This window comes from Deinococcus arcticus, from assembly GCF_003028415.1.
Classification (GTDB): domain Bacteria; phylum Deinococcota; class Deinococci; order Deinococcales; family Deinococcaceae; genus Deinococcus; species Deinococcus arcticus.
This window is the reverse complement of sequence record NZ_PYSV01000013.1, coordinates 20,004-39,176: the sequence shown is the minus strand read 5'-3', so window position 1 is coordinate 39,176 and position 19,173 is coordinate 20,004. Positions and strand designations below refer to the sequence as shown.

The following is a 19,173-nucleotide window of genomic DNA, read 5'->3' as shown; positions in this document are numbered from 1 at the left end:
GGCGGCGCAGACGGTACTTTCCCGGCGGCGCCGTCATGAAGCGCAGTGCGTCAGGCCGCGCCCACAGGCCCCGCCACCTTAGGCGCTCGTGAAGTCTCCGTGCACAAGGTCGGCCGGTTCAGGCATCATGGGCGGCAGCGGAGGACCCATGAGCGCCATCACCCGGAACGACACCCGCACCCCCGAAACGACCCGCGACGAGTTTGGCCGGGACAGCCAGGTGCGCCCAGCCAGCGCCGTGCAGGCGCACCCCAGCTGGCGCGAGCAGGAGCATTACGACCTGTGGGTTGAGTGGCAGCAGCGCGACTCGGCCGGGCGCTGGCACCCCCACCAGCCGGTGACGCACCGCACCTTCCGCACCCGTGAAGACACCCTGCTGCACGCCGAGCGCCTGATTAACCGGGGCGACTTTCCCATGCAGGGCGGCAGCTCGGCCGCGCCCGTGACCCTGCTGCGTAACCGCCGCGCCGCGCTGCTCTCGGCCTTCCGGGAGGCCGAGGGCGACGGCGTGACCCTGATCCGTGAGGCGCTGTTTCCGGTGGGCGAGTACGCCCTGAGCCTGCGCGTGACCTGTGAGCGCGTGGCCGACCCGGTGCGCGCCACCTTTGCCAGCGCCGCCAATCCCCTGCGCAGTCTGGCCGGGCAGCGTGTGAAGCTGACCGTCCTGATTGAACACCCGTACGACGTTCTGACCCGCGCCGAGGGCCTGCTGGAACTGGGCGAACGCACCGCGCGCATCGTGACCGAGGTGCAGACCTACGCGGCGGGAGCGGCGGTGCAGGGCGTGCCTTACCGCAACGCCACCGTGACCGTGCCACGCGGCTTTCTGAAAAAACCGCTGCTGTACCGCTACGAACTGGCCGCCGAGGAGAGCCGCTAAGCTGGTTGCCTCGCAAGGGAAACGGTTCTGACGTTTCGGAAACGTGTGGGCGACCTTCTTAGAACCTCGCCTCGCTCAGCGCATCCAGAGGCACGTCGCCGCGGTACAACACATGTGGCACGTCCATCCACAGGATCATGGGGGCGCCTGGTGACACCTGACTTAGCCGGGCCAGCGTGTCTGGGGGCGGGACCGAGACTGCGCGCAGAACGTTGGGCGTAAAGGGCAGCTCATCGCTAGGGTCGGGCGGCGGCTTGACGCCGTTCGGCCAGGGCCGCACCAGCCGTACGCACGCCCGCGCGGGGTCCAGCGCCGAAGCTGGCAGGGTCCAGAAGCGCATTGGCGGCACCGCGTGCCCGCTGTCACGCAGCGCGTTCAGCAGCGGCCCCGGCGAGACCGGGGAGAAGAACAGCACGTCGTTCCACAGGCAGTCCAGGCGCTCCACCCGCTCGGCCAGCAGGCCCTCGCGCCCCTGATATTTGGCGACCTCGCGGGCGTACACCTCCGGGTGAAGGTCGCGCAGGCGGTTCAGGGGCCACAGGCGGTCGCCGCGCACGTCCCTTACCGCGCGGTGGTACAGGGTCAGACCGGCCCAGTCGGGTGCGGTTCCGTCGTCATTCGGCATCCGCCCAGAGTGCCTGCAATGGGGGCCCGGCGCCTATGGGCCAGTTCGCCAATTGAAAATGCCCCTGCGCGGCGCGTACACTCCCGGAGCAGTGACCGGGAAGAGTACCCGGGTTCAGCCCCCACAGGAAGCCCGCCCCGAGACTGAGAGGGCAGGCGGAACGGCACCCGGCGAACGTCGCCCGCGAGCATGACGGCAGAGCCCCACCCCGCGTGGGAGGTAGAGCCGTCCGGGTGCGCCCGGCACAGCGCGCAGAGTGCCCCCGCCGTCAGTGGGGGAAGAGCGGTGGTACCACGGGACCCTTTCTCGTCTCGTCCGCATCCGGCATACGCCGGCGGACGGGACGTTTTTTCGTTTCTGGAGGGCAGTGGAATGAACACACCAACCGAAATGACCGGGTACGACCTGCCTCTGGCCGAGGCCATTGCCCTGGCTCAGGCGCGTGGCTGGCGGCAGCGGGTGCTGGCCTACATCACCCGCGCGCCTCACGAGCTGCTGGTCTTTGAGCACCCACCCCTGTACCCCGACGCCGGGATTCAGGTGCCCGCAGGCGGCGTGGACCCCGGCGAAACACCTGCCGAGGCGGCCGTCCGCGAAACCTATGAAGAAACCGGCCTGCGCCTGCATTCGCCGGTTCATCTGGCCTCCTACCACTGGACGCGCGGTGAGACCTCGCAGGTCTGGCATTACTTCTGGCTGGCCGCGCCGGTGGCCACCCCCAACGACTGGCCCCACTGGGTGACGGGCGGCGAGACCGACGCGGGCATGACCTTTCACTGCCGGTTCGTGTCTCAGCAGGCCCACGGCCTGATTCCCAGGTTTGGCTACGAAACCGCCCTGCCCGCGCTTCAGGCCCACCTCACCCGCGCTGCCCCAGCCACCCTCTGACCGTTTTTCGCGCCCATGCGCGCCCCCTCCCAGGAGCTCCCCATGACCGACCTCACCCAGACCCCCGACGCCCCCGAGAACGACGCCTCTACCCTGGCCAAGCAGTTTGACCCGCAAGCCGTGGAGCCCGGGTGGGCCGCCAAGTGGCGCACCGAGCCCTTCCGGGCCGACGCCACCAGCGGCCGTGAGCCGTTTACCATCGTGATTCCGCCGCCCAACGTGACGGGCAATTTGCACCTGGGCCACGCGCTGGACAACACCCTGATTGACACCCTGATCCGCTATAAGCGCATGCAGGGCTTTGAGGCGCTGTACCTGCCGGGCATGGACCACGCGGGCATTTCCACGCAGGTGGTGGTGGAGCGGCAGCTGCGTGACGGGGGCACCTCGCGCCACGACCTGGGCCGCGAAGGCTTCCTGGAACGGGTCTGGAACTGGAAGGCCGAGTCCGGCGGGATGATTCTGAACCAGCTTTCGCGCCTGGGGGTCAGCGCCGACTGGACCCGAGAGCGCTTCACCATGGACGAGGGCCTGAGCCGTGCGGTGCGTCACCAGTTCGTGAAGCTGTACCACGAGGGCTACGCCTACCGGGGCGAGCGCATCGTGAACTGGGACCCGGCGGCGCAGACCACGCTGTCTGAACTGGAGATTGACCGCGAGGTGCGCAGAGGGAAGATGTCCACCCTGTCGTACAAATTGCGCGACCCAGGGGCGGCGCCCAGCAACGGCGAGGCCGGTGAAATCCGCATCGCCACCGTGCGCCCGGAGACCATCTTTGCCGATCAGGCGATTGCCGTTCACCCCACGGACCCCCGCTTTGCCCATCTGATTGGTCAGGAAGCGCGCATTCCCCTCACGGACCGCTACGTGCCCATCATTGCCGACGAGGCCGTGGAAATGGAATTTGGCGTGGGCGCTCTGAAGATCACGCCCGCGCACGACCCCACCGACTTCGAGATTGGCGAGCGGCACGGCCTGGCGCGACCCAGCGTGATTGACCTTCAGGGCAACCTAACGGGCGAACTGGTGCCCGCCGAGTTCCGGGGCATGGAGCGCTTTGCCGCCCGCAAAGCCGTGGTGAAGGCCCTGACGGAGAGCGGCGACCTGCTGGAGGAAAAGGACCACGACACCGCCATCGGCCTGTCCGAGCGCACGAAGGTGCCCGTGGAGCCCATCGTGAGCGAGCAGTGGTTTGTGCGCATGAAGCCGTTTGCCGATCAGGTCCTGGCCGGGCTGGACGCGGGCGATATCAAGCTGACGCCCGAGCGCTACACGAAGGTCAACCGCGACTGGCTGGAGAACATCCGTGACTGGAACATCAGTCGCCAGCTGTGGTGGGGGCACCAGATTCCCGCGTGGTACGACGAGCAGGGCAACCTGTACGTGCCTGACCCCGAGACCCCCGATCTGGACTGCGATCAGGACCCCCGCTACGCGCACCTGAGCCTGCGCCGCGACCCCGACGTGTTCGACACGTGGTTTAGCAGCAACCTCTGGCCCTTTTCCACGCTGGGCTGGCCCGACACGGACAGCGAGGACTTCCGCAAGTTCTACCCCACGCAGGTGCTGGTGACCGGCTACGACATCCTGTTTTTCTGGGTGGCCCGCATGCAGATGGCGGCCTACGGCCTGACTGGTCAGGCGCCCTTCCATACCGTGATGCTGCACGGCCTGTACCTGGACGCCAAGGGCCAGAAGATGTCCAAGAGCAAGGGCAACGGCATTGACCCGCTGGAGCTGTTTGACAGCTACGGGGTGGACGCGTGCCGCTTTGCCTTCTCGTACCTGTCCACGGGTGGGCAGGACATCAAGCACGACCCCCGGCGCTTTGAGCAGGGCCGCAACTTTGCCAACAAGCTGTGGAATGCGGCGCGCTTTGCGCTGCTGCGCCTGGGCGAGGCGCTGCCCAACCTGCAAACGCTGGGCAGTGAGGAAGACGAGGCGCTGATTCAGTACGTGCAGAGCGCCCTGGACGATTCGGTGGGCGAAGCCATGCGCAGCCGTGACGCCATTGCGGCGGTGCGGGCGCGCGCAGACCTCTCGCTGGCCGACCGCTGGATTCTGTCGCGCCTGAACGCCGTGACCGCCGAGGCCAGCGCGCATCTGGACGACTTTGACATTGGCGCCGCCATTCGCACCCTGTACGCCTTTACCTGGGACGAGTTCTGCGACTGGTACATCGAGGCCGCCAAGCCGGCGCTGAGCGAGGGCAAACTGACCACGCTGGTCACCCTGAAGGCCACGCTGGAGCACATCCTGAAGCTGCTGCATCCCTTCATGCCGTTTATCACCAGTGAGTTGTATGCGGGCCTGGGCCACCGCCGTCAGCTGGCGCTGCACTCCTGGCCGCGCCCGGACGACGCCCTGCGTGATCTGGAGGCCGAGGGGGCCTTTGACGCCTTGCGCGCCGCTGTGGCCGCTGCCCGCAGCCTGAAAAGCGAGCTGGGCCTCTCACCGCAGGACCGCCTGAATGTGGTGGTGGAGGGCGACCTGGCCGCCACCGTGCAGGACAACGCCCGCGTGGTGGAAGGCATGGCCCGTGTGGCGCTGGTGCCCAGCCTGGACGGCCGCACCCTGTCACTGGTGGAACGTGGCGTGACGGTCCGGGCGCCTCTGGAAGGCACGGTGGATATTGCCGACTGGCTGGGCAAGCAGAAAAAGCGTCTGGCCGAGTTTGACAAGCAGATTGGGCAGGCGCAGGGCAAACTGGCGAACGAGGGCTTTGTGGCCCGCGCCCCCGCTGAGGTGATTGAGGAAGAAAAGCGCCGCGTGGCTGACTTTGGCGCGCAAAAAGAGCGGCTGGAGCAGGTGCTGGCGCAGTTCGCATAAGACCTGGGGTTCAGAGGCCGCATCCCGAGGGTTGGGGGCGGCCTTTTTCGTGTCTGGTCTTCGTGTCTGGGCCATGTGCTATCTCAGGAAAGTGCGGCGTTGTCTGTCCACCCTTCTTTTCCTGCTGGTCGGCACCGGGCAGGCCGTCACGCTGACCGTCTGGACCCATTATGTGAAAGGAGACCGGGACTGGTTGAACACCCAGGCCCACGACTTCACCGCGCGTACTGGACACCGAGTCCAGATTCGGACGGTGGCTTTCGGTGACCTCTGGCGCCGCTGGTCCTCGGCGGACCGTGCCGGCCCCGATGTGGTGGTGGGTGTGCCCGACGAGTGGTTGACAGGGGTGGCCCCTCTGGCCGCGCCGCTGCCCGCCCGCGCCCTGGGTGACGAGGCAGGTCAGCAGGCCTTCACGCTGGCTGGCCGCGTGCTGGGCCTGCCCCTGATGGCCGAGGCTGTGGCGCTGGTGTACAACCCGCGTCTGGTGCCCCGGCCCCCCACGACCTGGGCCGAACTGGAGGAAGTGGTGGCGGCCGAGGCGAAGGCCGCTCGGCTGGGACTGGCGCTGGATCTGACCGATCCCTACACGCAGGCGGGGGTCTTTCATGCCTACGGCGCGCCGATGTTTGGTCAGAAGGGCGGCGAAGCAGATCTCGCGGCGCTGGGGCTGGCCACGCCGGGCGCCGCGCAGGCGGCCACCTTCCTGCGGGAGCTGGGTGGGCGGCCGGGGATTCGGTCTGGCCTGAACGACGCCTCAGCGCTGGCGGCGTTTGGGCACGGGCGCCTGGCGCTGTGGGTGACCGGCCCCTGGAACGTGGAGCACCTGTTCCGCACCGGGCAGGATCTGCGCTCGGTCCCCCTGCCGCCGCCGCCGGGTGCGGCCCAGTCCTGGCAGCCCTACGTGGGGCGGCAGGGCGTGATGGTGGCGGCGCGTAGCCCTGACCAGCCCGCCGCGCTGGCGCTGGCCCAGGCCCTCACCACCCAGGGCGCGCAGATCATGCTCTACAAGGCGGGGGGACGCCTCCCGTCCCACCCGGCGGCGCGGGCTCAGCTGGCCAACGAGGACCGCACGCTGGGCGGCTTCGATCAGGCCATCCGGGCCGGTGTGCCGATTCCATCCAGCCCCGCCGTCTTCAGCGTCTGGGCCCCCTGGCGCGAGGCGCTGCGCCGCCTTCAGACCGAGCCTCGCCAGCCCGCGCGCGCCCTTCTGGATGAGGCGGTTCGCCAGATTCGCGCGGCCTTGAAGCTCTGAGCGGCCTGGTCAGGTGGGCGGCGCCGGGGCCACGGTTGCGCCTGCCCCTGGCCCCAGCTCAAAACGCTGTGTGAACACGGTGGCGAAGCTGAACCCCGCCACCTGCCAGAACCACACGCTGCTGACCAGAAAACCCACGCCCCCCGCCAGCAGGCCCAGAAACGAACAGGCCAGCGCACACAGCGCAATCCCCCAGGCGTGCCAGTACGCCCGGCCGCCCTCCTGGACCCGGCGCAGCGCCCGCCAGGGGTCAAAGATCTCGCGCGGGTCCAGGGTGCGGCAGTAATGGGTCATGTAGCCCGGCACGGCGGCGGTGGCCAGTACCCACAGCAGCGCGGCCACGGCGTGCAGGGCGGGGCTGTGCAGGTGCCATGCCAGCACCTCCAGGGCCACGGCAGGGGTGTGGTACTGCACCATGCCCAAAAAGGTCAGCCCGCCGTGGCGCAGCAGTGCGCGCCAGCCGACCCAGTCCCAGCCCTGCCGCCCCCAGGCGGGCCACGCCGGCCACGCGGGCTGGCCGCAGTGCATACGGTGAACCAGCACGATGCGGTGACCCATATTCAGCAGCCAGCCCAGTGGAAAGACCAGCAGCAGGGCCGCACCCAGCAGCACTTCCTGGCGGGCCTGGGCATGCTGCACAGGAAACCGGAAGGAAGTGCGCAGGCTCAGGGGCGTGGCCAGCGTGATGGGCGGCGGGGGCTGGGGGAACACCCAGCCAGTCTGCCCAGAAATCCCCCGGCGCGCGACCGCTGTTGCGGCGCCCCCGCCCGCTATGCTGCCCCCATGCCCGCCACCCTGATATTGCTGGTCGGCCTGCCCGGCGCCGGCAAGACCACACTGGCCCGGCAACTGGAAACCGGGCGCGCCGCGCTGCGCCTGACACCAGACGAATGGATGGCGCTGCTGTTCGGCGCAGGCGAATCGGACGAGAAGCGCTGGCTACTGGAGAGCGAGCTGCTGTGGGCGGTGGCGGCGCGGGCCCTGACGCTGGGCGTGAATGTGGTGCTGGACTACGGCTGCTGGGCCCGCCAGGAGCGCGACCTGTTCCGGGGGCGGGCGGCGGCACTGGGGGCCGCGTTCGAGCTGCATGTGCTGGACGCACCGCTGGAGGTGCTGTGGGCCCGTCTGAATGCCCGCAACGCCGCGCTGCCGCCCCACACCTTCCCCGTCACCCGCGACGAACTGAACACCTGGGCTGGGTGGTATCAGGCGCCAGACGCCGCCGAACTGGCCTCCACCACCCAGCCGCCCTTCACTGCCTTCCTTCACCGGCCCCCCGCATGAGCCCGGCCACCCTCTCCGCCCTGGCGGCGTGGCTTCAGACCCACCTGGACGAGCCGCAGCCCCTCAAACGCCCCGGCCCCGAAGAGGTGACGCACCTCGCGCTGGCGCTGGAACCGCGTGACCTGCCCGCACACCTGACGGCCGACGCGCTGTTTGTTCACCGCTCGCGCGGGGTGGGGGAGGGCTGGCCGGGGCTGGGGGTGCTGGGCGCCCACGACGGCTTTGACCTGCACCTGACCACCGGACCAAACCGCGTGCTGGCGGCGCGGCTGGGCTGGCAGGAGGTCCGCCCGCTGCACTGGGAGGGCCAGCCCGCCGGGCTGCTGGCCACAGTGCCGCAGCCCACCTGGGAGGCGCTGCGGGCCGCCCTGCACGCCGAACTGGGCGGCGAGGACGATTCTGTGGCCCCCACCCTCCCCATCACCGGTCCCCTGCGCGTGGCCCTGATGAACCGCCTGAATCCGGGCACGGCAGCGATGGCCGCTGAACAGGGCGCGCACGTCTACCTGACCGGGCAGCTGCGTCCCTCGGCCCTGGGGGCCGTGCGGGCGGCGGGCTTGGGCGTGGTGGCGCTGGGGCACCGCCGCACCGAATGGTGGGGGCTGGGGCAACTGGCCGATCAGCTGCGCGCGGCGTTTCCGGGCCTGCAGGCCACGCTGCACCCTGGCTCACAGGGCTCTGGCCCCCAGGGCCCGGCAGAACTGTAGCCGCCCCCCCAGTCTGGTCCGGAAGTGTACAGTGAGTCATGTTCGATCAGCGCAAGCGTGCCGCCCCCAAACCAGGGCAGGCGCCGCCCCCCGGGCCGTCGTCCCCCGAACAGCACCTGCCCCCGGCCCGGTCCCCGCAGGTGGCGGCCCAGGCCCGCCGGGTGCCCGCGCCGCCTCGTCCCGCCCCCGATCTGGCCGGGCATGCCCAGGCGTTTGCCGCCGCGCAGAAAGGAGTCACGCAGGCTCTCAAACCACCAGTGGTGCCCAGGAGCGTGCCGCTGGCCGCGCCCAGACCTGCCTCCGTCGCCGCCCTGCCCCAGCCGCAGCCTGCACCCCCGCCCCCGACCAGTGCCCCGCTGAATATCGCTGCGCCCCGGCCACTCCCTGCCCGGGCGGCCGGCCCCGCAACCGTGCAGTTTGCGCCGCCCCAGCTGGACAAGGCCCGGCTGCGGGCGGCCGGGGTGTCGCACACAGCGGCCCTGAAGAAGCTGGCCGCGCGCCGCAAGGCGGCCAGCGCCCTGGCGACCGCCTTCGTGAAGCGTGGCCGCGCGCAGGTCACCGGGGTGCAGCGCCGCGCGAACAGTGCCCAGGGGCAGGTACGCGCCCAGGCCACACGCGCCGCCGCCCGGGTGTCTGGCGCCGCTGCCGCGCAGCAGGCGGCCGTGCGCAGCGGCATGGCCGTTCAGAAAGCCCGGGCCCGCGCCCGCGCGGCCACTGCCACTGCCCAGCTGGGTGCCCGCAAGGCCGCCGCCCTGACTGCCCTGCCGGTGGCCACCCAGGCGGCCAGGGCGCTGCTGCAGGCCGAACACACCCAGGCGCTGCAGGGAGCGCGCACCGCCGCCGAAACCCAGAAGAGTGCCGTGCGCGCCGAGTACGAACGCTTGAAGCCGCAGTACGGCCAGGCCGGCGCCGAGGTGGGCGAACAGGCCCGCGCCCGCGCCGAGGACCAGGCCCGCGCTTTTGAAGCGAATGTGACCGGCCAGGACGACAGCCTGCTGGACGGGCCCCTCACCGACAACCGCTGGAAGGCCCGTGCGGGCGCGGCGCGGGAAGTGGGCGCTGCCTACGCCCCAGGGTTCCGCGAGCAGGCCGAGGAAGAAGCCGAGAAGCTCACCGCCCCGGGCGGCGGCCTGGACCGGGACCTGAAGAACATTGACCTGGCCCTGACCGACACCGAAAAGCTCCTGAAAGCGCACCTGGACGCGGGCGAGCGCCGCCTGAGCGCCCGCGAGCGGCAGGCCCGGCAACAGGCCCTGAGTGCCTATGCCAGCCTGAGCGCCGCCCTGCGCACGCAGCTGGCCGGCACCCTGAGCGGCCTGGACGCCACCCAGGGCGCGCAGATCGCTGCGATTGCCGCGCAGGCTCAGGCGCAGCGCGCGGCCCTGGGGCAGCAGGCCAGCGGGGCCAGTGCCGCCCTGGGGCGCAGCGTGACGGCGCTGGCCGGGGCGCTGGAGGACCAGCTGTGCGCCTTTGGCCAGCAGGTGGGCCACCTCCAGTCCCCCGATCCGGCCGAACTGAAGCGCACGCTGGCCCGGGCCCAGAGCGGTATCACGACCGGGGTGCGCCGCGCGCAGCTGAGCTTTACCCAGGGCACAGCCCGGGTCACGGCGGGGCTCAGTCAGGGGGCCGACCAGACAGCGCGCGCGCTGGCGGGCGCCGCTCAGGCGGGCCTGAAACAGGGCGCGGCGCAGGCGGGCGGCTTTGACCGCTCGGCGCAGGCGGTGGTCACGCAGGCGCTGTCGCTGTTTCAGGGGCTGACCAGGGCACACACGCAGGGTACCCAGCAGGACTCGAAGGGCACGGCTAGAACCCTGGGGTCGCTGGAACAGGGTCTGGAGAAGCTGTATGCCCGGGCCCTGAAGGGCCTGCCCGAGGAGCTGCGCGCCACCCTTCCGCCGCTGCGCGAGGGCCTGCGCGGCAACTTTCCCCAGGAAGACGCGGCCATCCGTGAGAACGCCGAAAAGGCGGCGGCGCAGGTGCAGCCGCGCTGGAAGGGCTGGGTCAAGATTGCCCTGATGGTCGCCGTGATTATCGTGGTGGCCGTGGTGGCGGGCCCCGCCGTGATTGGCGCGGTAGGGGCAATGGCCGGGGCCCTGGGGGCCGGGGCCGCCGCCGGGGCCATTGGCGCGGTGGTGGGCGGCGCCCTGGTGGGGGCCGCCAGCGGCGCCGTCATTCAGATGGGCAACAACGCCATTGACAACATTGGTCTGGAGGCCAGATTCCAGAAAAGCCTGTTTGACGGCGTGGGGAAAGCCGCCCTGATCGGCGCGGTGGGTGGGGCCCTGGGCGGCGCGGGCGGCCTGATTGCGGGCAAGCTGAGCACGGCCGGCCTGCTGGGCAGCGGCCTGACCCAGAAAGCGGGCGCCTTTGCCGTGGGCACCACCTTTGACCTGGGCGGCAACGTGCTGGGCGACCTGATGAGCGGCGCCTCGCTGGGAGACGCCCTGAAGAACCTCTCCAACCCCGAAACCCTGATGATGATGGCCATCGGCACGGGCGTGGGCGCGGCCACCACCCGTCTGCCGGGCCGGGCGGGGGGGCTGCAGACCCGGGCGAACGCGGCAGGCGAACAGTTCGGGGCGAATCTGGGCGACCGCGTGAACAACGTGACCGGCAACCGGCATGGCGTGGTGCCCACGGAAGTGAATCCTCAGGCACGCGGCGACCACGCCTCGGTCAAGGGGTACACCGAGGGCCGGACACGTGTAGAGATTGGGCAAGAGACGACGCCGGCCACCCGCGCCCAACATGAGTCTGTGGCCCGTGACCTGCGGGCCGAGAACAGTCTGGTCGGCCGCACCCGCACCAAACTCAAAGAGATGCTCGGGTTCGAGCCGACCAGTCCCAAACCCGGCACAGAACGCGCTCGACTGACGGCTGAGGCGGATAAGCACCTGACGGCGGCGGCTGATCTTCGCCAGCAGGCCAGACAATTCCCGGAAGGCTCCTTCAAACGCCAGCAACTGCTGAATCAGGCTGACCTGGCCGATGTCTATGCCAGGGACTATGCCCAGAAGGCCAAAGACAGTCCTGCCGCCACCCCTGACACGGTGGGTCAGGTGGACACGCGGCTCAAGCGCGGTCATGTGGCGGCCAAGGAACTGGGCTGGCCGGAAGCGCCAGATGGTTATCAGTGGGTGCTGCGTGAAGGAGACACCCGCCCTCTCCTGAATGCCAGCAAGAACAACGCCCCCATGCGCTACAACGAGACCACGCGCGCCTTTGAAGTGACGGGCGATTCCACCATCCCCGCCCGGAAGGGCGACCCCGCCAAACACGACTGGGAGAACGACCTGGTGGTGGGCCAGCGTGACAACCAGGACGTCCGGTTACAAGACGAGGTGCGTGAACGCCTGGACCGCCGCGCCCTGGCCCAACAGCAGAAGGACGAACTGGAACTCAAGGGGTTGGGTGCCACAGAGGCTGACCTGGCCCGCATGAAGGCGCTGGACCAGCAGATTCGCGACGAGAGCCGGCAGCTGGGCGAACTGGCAGGCACCAGTTACATCAAGAGCCAGTACCCCGAGTCTGACCCGATTTACCCGCCGCCCGGCGCGCCGTCCCGCTCTGGCGACTTTGATCAGGTGTGGCGGGTGAAGGATGCCAACGGTCAGCTGAAATACATCGTGATTGAGGCCAAGGGCGGCTCAAGTCCCCTGGGCCGCCGCCGCATTGAATCTGGCGAATTTGCCGAGCAGGGCAGCAAGGACTACTTCACCGATATCCTGAAAAACATGATTCAGAGCCGAAACACTGAACTCAAATCCGTCGGCCGGACACTCGACGGGGCCTACGAGCAGGGCATCGTGAACTATCTGGAGGTGCGGGCGCCCGTCGTGACCACACGAACGACCGATGGACGAACTGGCCAGGTGACCGTGAAAAATGACGTGACCCAGGTGGTGGTGCGTGAATTTCACTTGAATCCACTGGGAGGGTCGCCGTGAGTCACGTCCTGGCTGAAGAGTACGTTTTTGAAACCCTGGAAGAGGACATTGCCTGGTACCGTCAGTCGGTTCACGGGTCACTGGCGCGCGCACAGGAGCCAGGGCACGACCTGAACTGGTTGGCGACCAAGGCGTATCACCTGGCGACCCTTCTGGTCCTGGCGGGTCGCGCCTCCGACCCTGAATGCGGCGACATGATGTGGTTGGCCGGGAATGCTGAAGCCTATGCGCTTTACCTCGCACTGTTTCCCAAAGGTGCAAAAGAGCTGGAAGTTCTGATTCCCAGGCCTCCCGGCGACGTGATGAGCATTGGCCGCACCACCACCGGCCCCACGAGTTCCTCCTCGCCCGGGCATTGGTTAAAAGCCTTTTACCTCACGCTTCTTTGGGAAGAGCCGTTCCTCAAGGAAGAAGTTCTTATGCGGTCCTTTACCTCCACTTTTGCGGCGTCCTCAACCAGAGCACCCGCTTACCGGACCCTGCAAGTCCAGGCCGCGCAAGCCATGTACACCCGCTCGCCAGATGCCATAACAAAAATCCTGGCCGCTTTTGACGCCATGCAGGCGCCGGGTCTGGACCCGGAGGATCAGACCTTTTCAGTGGAGGTCGCCCAGTGCGAGGCCGGCATGATGGCCCGCCTTGTGTCAGGCGACGAGGCCGGGTTCAACGAAGAAGTTCGTCTGGCGCTGGAGCGGCACGTCAAGTATTACCGCCAGGACGAGGAGTTCCGAAATAGGCCCGTGGCCTGGGTCTGCCTGCCTGCTCTTGGGTTGTGTGCCCTGGCCCGGCGGCGCGGCCTGAACGTCTCGGTGCAGTCGCCCCTGTTGCCCCTGGAACTGATCTCGAGCTGAGGAACCACGCAAGACTTCCAGACGCTCTGACGCTGGCCGGTCTGCCCAGCCTGGGGTCTTGCAGCCTGCCCCGGGAGATTCAGGAGGACGGGGAGCCTCCGGCCGTCACCGCACATCTCCCTGGGCTCACCCACAAACATCTGAGCAGATATTCAGATAAAGTAGGGCCATGAGCCGCCCTGCCTCTGCCGCTCCCCCCACGGCGCTGGATTACTTCGTGGAGGGTATGGACTGCCCCAACTGCGTGCGCAAAATTGAGGGCGCGCTGGCCCGCCTGCCCGGCGCCGCCCAGGCCCAGACCAACCTCACACGCCAGTCGCTGACCTTAACGCTGGACGAAACCCAGACCCCGCGCGCCACGCTGGAAAAGACCCTGCGCGAGCTGGGGCACCCCCTGCGGCCCCGGGGAAGCGGCTTCCCGGTCTACGGCCCCGAGGCGGCGCCGTGGTGGGCTGCCGCCCAGGGCCGCCTGGTGCTGCTGAGCGGTAGCCTGCTGGCGCTGGCGTTTGTGGCGGGGCGCCTGGCCCCGGGCCTGGGTGCCTGGGGCTACGTGGCCGCCACCCTACTGGGCACCTGGCCCCTGGCCAGAAAGGCGGTGGCGGCGGCGCGCGCGGGCGAGCCTTTCAGCATCAACACGCTGGTCACGCTGGCTGCCGTGGGCGCCCTGGTGATTGGCGAGGCGGCCGAGGCGGCAGTGGTCGTGTTCTTCTTCGCTGTGGGGGAACTGCTCGAAGGCGTGGCAGTGGGCCGGGCCCGCAGCGGCATTCAGGCCCTGACCCGGCTGACCCCCAGAACGGCGCGCGTGCTGAACAGGGGCCAGGTGGTTGAGTGGCCAGTGGACACCCTGACCGTGGGCACCCTGATTCAGATTCAGCCCGGCGACCGCGTGCCCGCCGACGGCACCATCACTGCCGGTCACAGCCACCTGGACGATTCGCCCGTGACCGGCGAGAGTGTGCCGGTGGGCAAGGGCGCGGGCGAGCACGTGTTCGCCGGGTCCATCAACACCGACGGCGTACTGACCGTGCGGGTAGACCGCGAAGCGCACGACAACACCATTGCCCGCATCATCCACCTCGTGGAGCAGGCCGAGGCCAGCAAGGCGCCCATCAGCCGCTTTATTGACCGTTTTAGCCGGGTGTACACGCCCATCGTGGTGCTGGTGGCGGCCCTGACCGCGCTGGTGCCCATGCTGCTGGCGGGGCAGTACTTGCCGGAGGCGCTGTACCGGGGCGTGGCCCTGCTGCTGATTGGCTGCCCCTGCGCGCTGGTGCTCAGCGTGCCTGCCGCCATCACCAGTGGGCTGTCGGCGGGGGCCCGGCACGGCCTGCTGATCAAGGGCGGCGCGCCCCTGGAAACCATGGGCACAGCCCGGGTGGTGGCCTTTGACAAGACGGGCACCCTCACGCTGGGCCGGCCCCACGTGACGGATGTTGTGCCGCTGGCCGGGCTGCCGGAACCAGAGGTGCTGAGGCTGGCGGCCGCCGTGGAAGCGGGGTCCAGCCATCCGCTGGCCCGCGCCATCATAGGGCGCGCCGCCCCCCTGGGCGTGCCAGCTGCCACCGGGGCCCGCGCCCTGGCCGGCCGGGGCGTGACCGCCACGGTGGACGGGCGGCCCTATGCCGTGGGCTCGCCCCGCTTTGCCCAGGAGACAGTGGGGCTGCCGGGCAATGTGCCGGCCCAGGTGCAGGCGCTGGAAGCCCAGGGCAAGACGGTGGTGGTCCTGACCGGCGAGGACCGGCCCCTGGCCCTGATGGCCCTGCGCGACGAACCTCGCCCCGACGCGCGGGACACGGTGGCGCAGCTGCGGGCGCTGGGGGTGCAACCGGTGATGCTGACCGGCGACAACGCCCGCGCGGGTCAGGCCATGGCGCGCGACCTGGGGCTGGAGGTGCATGCCGGGCTATTGCCGGGGGACAAGTTGCGCCTGATTGAAGGGCTCAGGCGCACGGGCAGGGTGGTGATGGTGGGCGACGGCATCAACGACGCCCCCGCCCTGGCCGCCAGCGATGTGGGCGTGGCGATGGGCGGCGGCACCGACGTGGCCCTGGACACTGCCGACGCCGCGCTGCTGCACCACCGCGTGGCGGGCGTGGCCGATCTGGTGCGGCTGTCCAGGGCCACCATGCGCAACATCCGGCAGAATGTGGCCTTTGCCCTTGGGCTGAAACTGGTGTTTCTGGTGACCACCCTGCTGGGCATCACGGGGCTGTGGCCCGCCATTCTCAGCGACACCGGGGCCACCGCGCTGGTGACCGCCAACGCCCTGCGCCTGCTGCGCTTCAGGCCCACACAGGCCAGGGCCGCATGAGCGCGCGCGTTCCCGACCCCTGCGCCGCCTGCACCCACCCGGACGCCGCCGCCCAGGCGCGGCAGGCCCTCCCGGACGACACCTGTGTCGCTGACGCCACCGCCCTGCTCAAGGCGGTGGCTGATCCCACCCGGCTGCGCCTCCTGTCGGCCCTGGCCGCCGCAGAGTTGTGCGTGCATGACCTGGCCCTGGTGGTGGGCGCCAGCGAGTCGGCCACCAGCCACCAGCTGCGCCTGCTGCGCGCCCACCGCCTCGTGGCCCCACGCAAGGTGGGCCGAACGGTGTATTACCGCCTGGCCGACCAGCACGTGACCCTGCTCATCCGCAACGCACTGGAGCACGCCCAGGAGCGCTGAACCCAGGGAGGTTGGGGAAGGTTGGAGTTGGGGCGTGGCCATGCCCGCCTACGGACTCCGATGGAATCGTTGGCAGAAACGATTCCATTCGAGCGGACTCGGAGAGCGGCTTCGCAGAGCGAGGGGGAGAAACACGTTCCTCCGGGCGTGGCGCGAGCACTCCGGTTCTGTTCCAGAGTGTGGGCGTTACAGACGGCAGTCCGTCTCATACGGATTCCGAAAAATTCCGTCATGTGTTACGGAATTTTTTCGACCGGAGGGACTCGAAGAGCTGCGGAGCAGAGAAGGAACAAATGCGGTTTCCGGGAATTGGGCTGGAACAGCGCCGAAGGCGGGGAACATCCGGCTCTTTCCCGGAGGTGACGGAAATGGACGGCAGTCCGTCTCAGCCCACCCGGCTCCAGGCGGCGGCCTGCACCAGCGCGGCGGCGGCGGCGTCCACCTCGGCGAGGGTGGTGGCCGCCCCAAAGCTGAAGCGCACCGAGGCGCGGGCGTCGGCTTCACTCAGGCCAGTGGCCGTGAGCACGTGGCTGGGCTGCATGGTCCCCGCGCTGCAGGCGCTGCCCGCGCTGGCACACACGCCCTGCATGTCCAGGTTCATCAGCAGGGCCTCGCCGTCGGCGCCGGGGATGGTCACGCTGGCCACCTTGGGGCTGCCGTCCGGGGGGTGGTTCACGCGCAGCCCCGGAATGGCGGCAATGGCCCCCAGAAAGCGGGTGCGCAGGGCCAGCAGGTGGGCGTGGGTGGCCTCGCGCCTCGCCTCGGCGTGGGTGAGGGCCACGCCCGCCGCATACACCCCGGCCGTGTCCTGGGTGCCGGGGCGCAGGCCGCCTTCCTGCCCACCGCCCAGGGTCACGGGCGCCAGCGCCGCGCCCCGGCGCAGGTACAGGAACCCCACACCCCGGGGCCCGCCCCATTTGTGCGCGCTGAAGGTGGCGAAAGTCACGCCCCAGCCGCCCAGGTCCAGCGGCAGCACCCCGGGGGCCTGCACCGCGTCGGTGTGGTAGGGCACACCCCGCGCCGCTGCCGCCGCCGACAGGGCCGCCGTGTCCTGCACGGTGCCCAGTTCGTTGTTGGCGTGGTGGATAGACACCAGCGCGGTGTCGCCGCGCAGCGAGGCCCCCAGTTCGGCCGGGTCGTAGCGCCCGAAGCGGTCCGGGGTCAGGAAGGTCACGGCCCAGCCCTGCGCCGCCAGAGCCCGCGCCGGGGCCAGCACAGCCGAGTGCTCGGTGGGGGTGGTGATCAGGTGGCCGGGGCGCCCGTGGGCGTCCTGCCACGCGCGCGCGGTGCCCAGCAGCACCTGGTTGTCGCCCTCGGTGCCGCCGCTGTTGGCGGTCAGGGTGCGGGGGTCCACGCCCAGCGCGGCCGCCACCCGCGCCCGGCCCTCTTCCAGCCGCTCGCGCGCCGCCTGCCCGGCCGCATGCACGCTGGCGGGGTTGCCGGGCAGCGCCGCCGCCCCGGCGTAGGCCGCCAGCGCTTCCGGGGTCATGGGGTGGGTGGCGGCGTAATCGAGATAAATCATGACGCCGTGCTCATTGGCCCTGTGCTCACGGCGCGCCCGGCGTGACGGTAATGAAATCCTGGCCGTCGCGCTGCACCACGAACACCGCGTCGCCCGTGACGGTCACGGCCGCGCTGGCTGGCTGCCCGGCCAGACTGGCCGCGTCGTACTGGAAGTCCAGCGGGCGCTCGCCAGTGTCGTCGCGCACCACCAGCGTGTAGGTGCCCTCGGGCAGGTCGGCGGGGAAGGTGTAGGCAAAATTCACGGTACGCGGGGCGGCCACCGGCTCGGCGGGAATCTCCTCGGGGGTGGGCGGCGGAACCGCCGCGCCTTCGGGGGTGCCGGGCTCCTCGCCGGGGGCGGGTTCGGGTTCGGCAGGTACCACAGGCGCCTCGGGCAGCGGGGCGGGCGGCAGGGGCAGGGCGTCAGCCGGGCGGCTGGGGGCGCTGTAGCGCGGCGCAGCCACTGTCAGCTTGACTGGACTGCCCACCTTCACCCGCGCAAACGGTGCGGGCGACTGTTCCAGCACGGTGCCCTCGCGGGCGTCGCTGGGCTGCGGGGTCACGGTGGTGACCACCAGTCCGGCGGCGCGGGCGTACTCGCGCGCCTGCTCGAAGGTCATGCCGCTGACGTTGGGCAGAAAGGTGTCCTTGCCCCGGATGCCGGTGCTGACCATCAGCTGCACCGACTGGCCCTGCTGCGCACTGGAGCCCGCTTCGGGCAACTGCGCCACGATGCGGCCTTCCGGGGTGCTCGTCAGGGTGCCGTCCACCTTGACCACCTTGCCCACTGTCATGGCGCGGTCTTTCAGGGCGTCGCGCGCCTGGGCCAGATTCATCTCTTCCAGGCGCGGCACTTCAATGGCGGGGGGATTGTTCACGGTCAGCGTGACCAGGCGCCCCACCGGCAGGTTGGTGCCGGCTGGCGGCTCCTGCCGGATGATGGACCCGATGGCCCGCCCGCCGGCCTGCCCCTCGGTAAAGTTCACGCGGAAGCCCGCGCCCACCAGCACCCGGGCCGCCGCCCGCGCCTCCTGTCCGCCCACCCCCAGCACCTCGCGCACAGGGGGGTTGAGGTAGATCTGGGTGGCCTGGGCCCCCAGATATACGGCGCCGCCCAGCAGCAGCAGCCCCGGTACGAAGGTCAGCCAGCCTCCGGGCTCGCGCGGGCGCTTGACGCGCACGCCCTTGAGAGGGGCCAGGGTGCGGGCGTTGCGCGCGGCGATGTCCTCGGGGGTGCGGGGGGCGGGCAGCGGGGTCAGGTAGGCCACGCGCGCCTCGGTGCCCTCCACGACCACGGCCGCGTCGTCCAGGGCGTACCCCTGCGCGGCCAGGGCAGTGGCCAGCGCCTGCACGCCCTCGGCCAGTTCGGGCGCCCGGCCCTTCTGGGACAGCGCCGTGTCCAGGGGCTGCCCGGCCACCGGCTGCCACACCGCGTAATAGGCCCCGGGCCGCGCCACCACGTCGGTCAGCCCGGCCGGGGCCAGGGCGCGCAGGGCAGCGCGGTACGTATGAAACGCCTGGCGGTCGGCGGGCGAGGCCACCGTGAACCACGCCACCTGCCGCGTGACCCCCTCGGCGGCGCGCACCTCAGACAGCGTGACCGGCCCCTGCACGGACAGTTCGCGCAGCACCTCGTATTTGCCATCAATGACCTTGCCGTCCTGAGCCGTCATGCGCTGCCCAGCATAGCGCGGGCGCCGCAACAGGCGGGGGCGCGGGGGTCTGGGTCTGGCGAGGAAA

The 19,173-nt window shown here is 70.1% G+C and carries 14 protein-coding genes; 10 read left to right on the top strand and 4 right to left on the bottom strand.

Annotated elements, in window-relative coordinates; translation table 11 throughout:
• Positions 1–148 precede the first annotated feature (148 nt).
• Entirely contained in the window at positions 149–880 is a 732-nt protein-coding gene (locus C8263_RS13260; RefSeq protein WP_233218812.1) for a hypothetical protein, read from the top strand.
• A 58-nt stretch (positions 881–938) separates the two neighbouring features.
• On the opposite strand, the gene C8263_RS13255 is transcribed toward C8263_RS13260, so the two are convergent.
• Complete coding sequence (locus C8263_RS13255) at positions 939–1,505, bottom strand: hypothetical protein (protein WP_107138615.1); 567 nt, start codon at positions 1,503–1,505, stop codon at positions 939–941.
• A 372-nt stretch (positions 1,506–1,877) separates the two neighbouring features.
• Between C8263_RS13255 and C8263_RS13250 the strand changes: the two genes are divergently transcribed.
• From C8263_RS13250 to C8263_RS13240, 3 genes are read left to right on the top strand one after another with little or no spacing between them, the layout of a single operon-like run.
• A complete protein-coding gene (locus C8263_RS13250; RefSeq protein ID WP_107138614.1) occupies positions 1,878–2,393 on the top strand; it encodes an NUDIX hydrolase in 516 nt (171 codons plus the stop codon).
• 42 nt (positions 2,394–2,435) lie between these two features.
• Positions 2,436–5,222, top strand: coding sequence for a valine--tRNA ligase (locus C8263_RS13245; protein WP_107138613.1), 2,787 nt, complete (start codon positions 2,436–2,438; stop codon positions 5,220–5,222).
• Positions 5,223–5,271: 49 nt separating this feature from the next.
• Entirely contained in the window at positions 5,272–6,474 is a 1,203-nt protein-coding gene (locus tag C8263_RS13240; protein WP_146160686.1) for a sugar ABC transporter substrate-binding protein, read from the top strand.
• Positions 6,475–6,483: 9 nt separating this feature from the next.
• On the opposite strand, the gene C8263_RS13235 is transcribed toward C8263_RS13240, so the two are convergent.
• Entirely contained in the window at positions 6,484–7,185 is a 702-nt protein-coding gene (locus C8263_RS13235) for a hypothetical protein (protein WP_107138611.1), read from the bottom strand.
• Between the two features lie 72 nt (positions 7,186–7,257).
• On the opposite strand from C8263_RS13235, the gene C8263_RS13230 reads away from it, so the two are divergent.
• The 6 genes from C8263_RS13230 to C8263_RS13205 all read left to right on the top strand — a co-directional run bounded on the left by C8263_RS13230 (position 7,258) and on the right by C8263_RS13205 (position 15,930).
• A complete protein-coding gene (locus C8263_RS13230; protein ID WP_107138610.1) occupies positions 7,258–7,758 on the top strand; it encodes a P-loop nucleotide/nucleoside kinase family protein in 501 nt (166 codons plus the stop codon).
• Positions 7,755–8,465 carry a Nif3-like dinuclear metal center hexameric protein gene (locus C8263_RS13225; protein WP_107138609.1) on the top strand — a complete coding sequence of 237 codons (711 nt, stop codon included), beginning with the start codon at positions 7,755–7,757 and terminating at the stop codon, positions 8,463–8,465. The genes C8263_RS13230 and C8263_RS13225 overlap by 4 nt, the downstream gene beginning before the upstream one ends.
• Positions 8,466–8,503: 38 nt before the next feature.
• Positions 8,504–12,412, top strand: a complete 3,909-nt coding sequence (locus C8263_RS13220) for a hypothetical protein (RefSeq protein ID WP_146160685.1) — start codon at positions 8,504–8,506, stop codon at positions 12,410–12,412.
• Between the two features lie 119 nt (positions 12,413–12,531).
• On the top strand, positions 12,532–13,263 hold the full coding sequence (locus C8263_RS13215; RefSeq protein ID WP_146160684.1) for an immunity 49 family protein: 732 nt from the start codon (positions 12,532–12,534) through the stop codon (positions 13,261–13,263).
• Positions 13,264–13,432: 169 nt separating this feature from the next.
• The gene (locus C8263_RS13210; protein ID WP_107138606.1) at positions 13,433–15,574 is read left to right on the top strand and encodes a heavy metal translocating P-type ATPase; all 2,142 of its coding nucleotides are present in this window, start codon (positions 13,433–13,435) and stop codon (positions 15,572–15,574) included.
• Positions 15,571–15,930 carry an ArsR/SmtB family transcription factor gene (locus C8263_RS13205; RefSeq protein WP_107138605.1) on the top strand — a complete coding sequence of 120 codons (360 nt, stop codon included), beginning with the start codon at positions 15,571–15,573 and terminating at the stop codon, positions 15,928–15,930. Before C8263_RS13210 ends, C8263_RS13205 begins: the two co-directional genes overlap by 4 nt.
• Positions 15,931–16,315: 385 nt before the next feature.
• Here the strand turns inward: C8263_RS13205 and C8263_RS13200 are convergent, their stop codons facing one another.
• Positions 16,316–17,452 (bottom strand): cysteine desulfurase family protein, encoded by a 1,137-nt coding sequence (locus C8263_RS13200; RefSeq protein ID WP_107138604.1) that lies wholly within the window; start codon positions 17,450–17,452, stop codon positions 16,316–16,318.
• 25 nt (positions 17,453–17,477) lie between these two features.
• Positions 17,478–19,106, bottom strand: coding sequence for a PASTA domain-containing protein (locus C8263_RS13195; RefSeq protein WP_107138603.1), 1,629 nt, complete (start codon positions 19,104–19,106; stop codon positions 17,478–17,480).
• Positions 19,107–19,173: the final 67 nt, after the last annotated feature.

What these genes read in the sequence shown, in the direction of transcription:
- C8263_RS13260 (WP_233218812.1), top strand. Translation starts at nt 149, where the DNA reads ATGAGCGCCATCACCCGGAACGACACCCGCACCCCCGAAACGACCCGC.
- C8263_RS13255 (WP_107138615.1), bottom strand. Translation starts at nt 1,505, where the DNA reads ATGCCGAATGACGACGGAACCGCACCCGACTGGGCCGGTCTGACCCTG.
- C8263_RS13250 (WP_107138614.1), top strand. Translation starts at nt 1,878, where the DNA reads ATGAACACACCAACCGAAATGACCGGGTACGACCTGCCTCTGGCCGAG.
- C8263_RS13245 (WP_107138613.1), top strand. Translation starts at nt 2,436, where the DNA reads ATGACCGACCTCACCCAGACCCCCGACGCCCCCGAGAACGACGCCTCT.
- C8263_RS13230 (WP_107138610.1), top strand. Translation starts at nt 7,258, where the DNA reads ATGCCCGCCACCCTGATATTGCTGGTCGGCCTGCCCGGCGCCGGCAAG.
- C8263_RS13225 (WP_107138609.1), top strand. Translation starts at nt 7,755, where the DNA reads ATGAGCCCGGCCACCCTCTCCGCCCTGGCGGCGTGGCTTCAGACCCAC.
- C8263_RS13220 (WP_146160685.1), top strand. Translation starts at nt 8,504, where the DNA reads ATGTTCGATCAGCGCAAGCGTGCCGCCCCCAAACCAGGGCAGGCGCCG.
- C8263_RS13210 (WP_107138606.1), top strand. Translation starts at nt 13,433, where the DNA reads ATGAGCCGCCCTGCCTCTGCCGCTCCCCCCACGGCGCTGGATTACTTC.
- C8263_RS13205 (WP_107138605.1), top strand. Translation starts at nt 15,571, where the DNA reads ATGAGCGCGCGCGTTCCCGACCCCTGCGCCGCCTGCACCCACCCGGAC.
- C8263_RS13200 (WP_107138604.1), bottom strand. Translation starts at nt 17,452, where the DNA reads ATGATTTATCTCGATTACGCCGCCACCCACCCCATGACCCCGGAAGCG.
- C8263_RS13195 (WP_107138603.1), bottom strand. Translation starts at nt 19,106, where the DNA reads ATGACGGCTCAGGACGGCAAGGTCATTGATGGCAAATACGAGGTGCTG.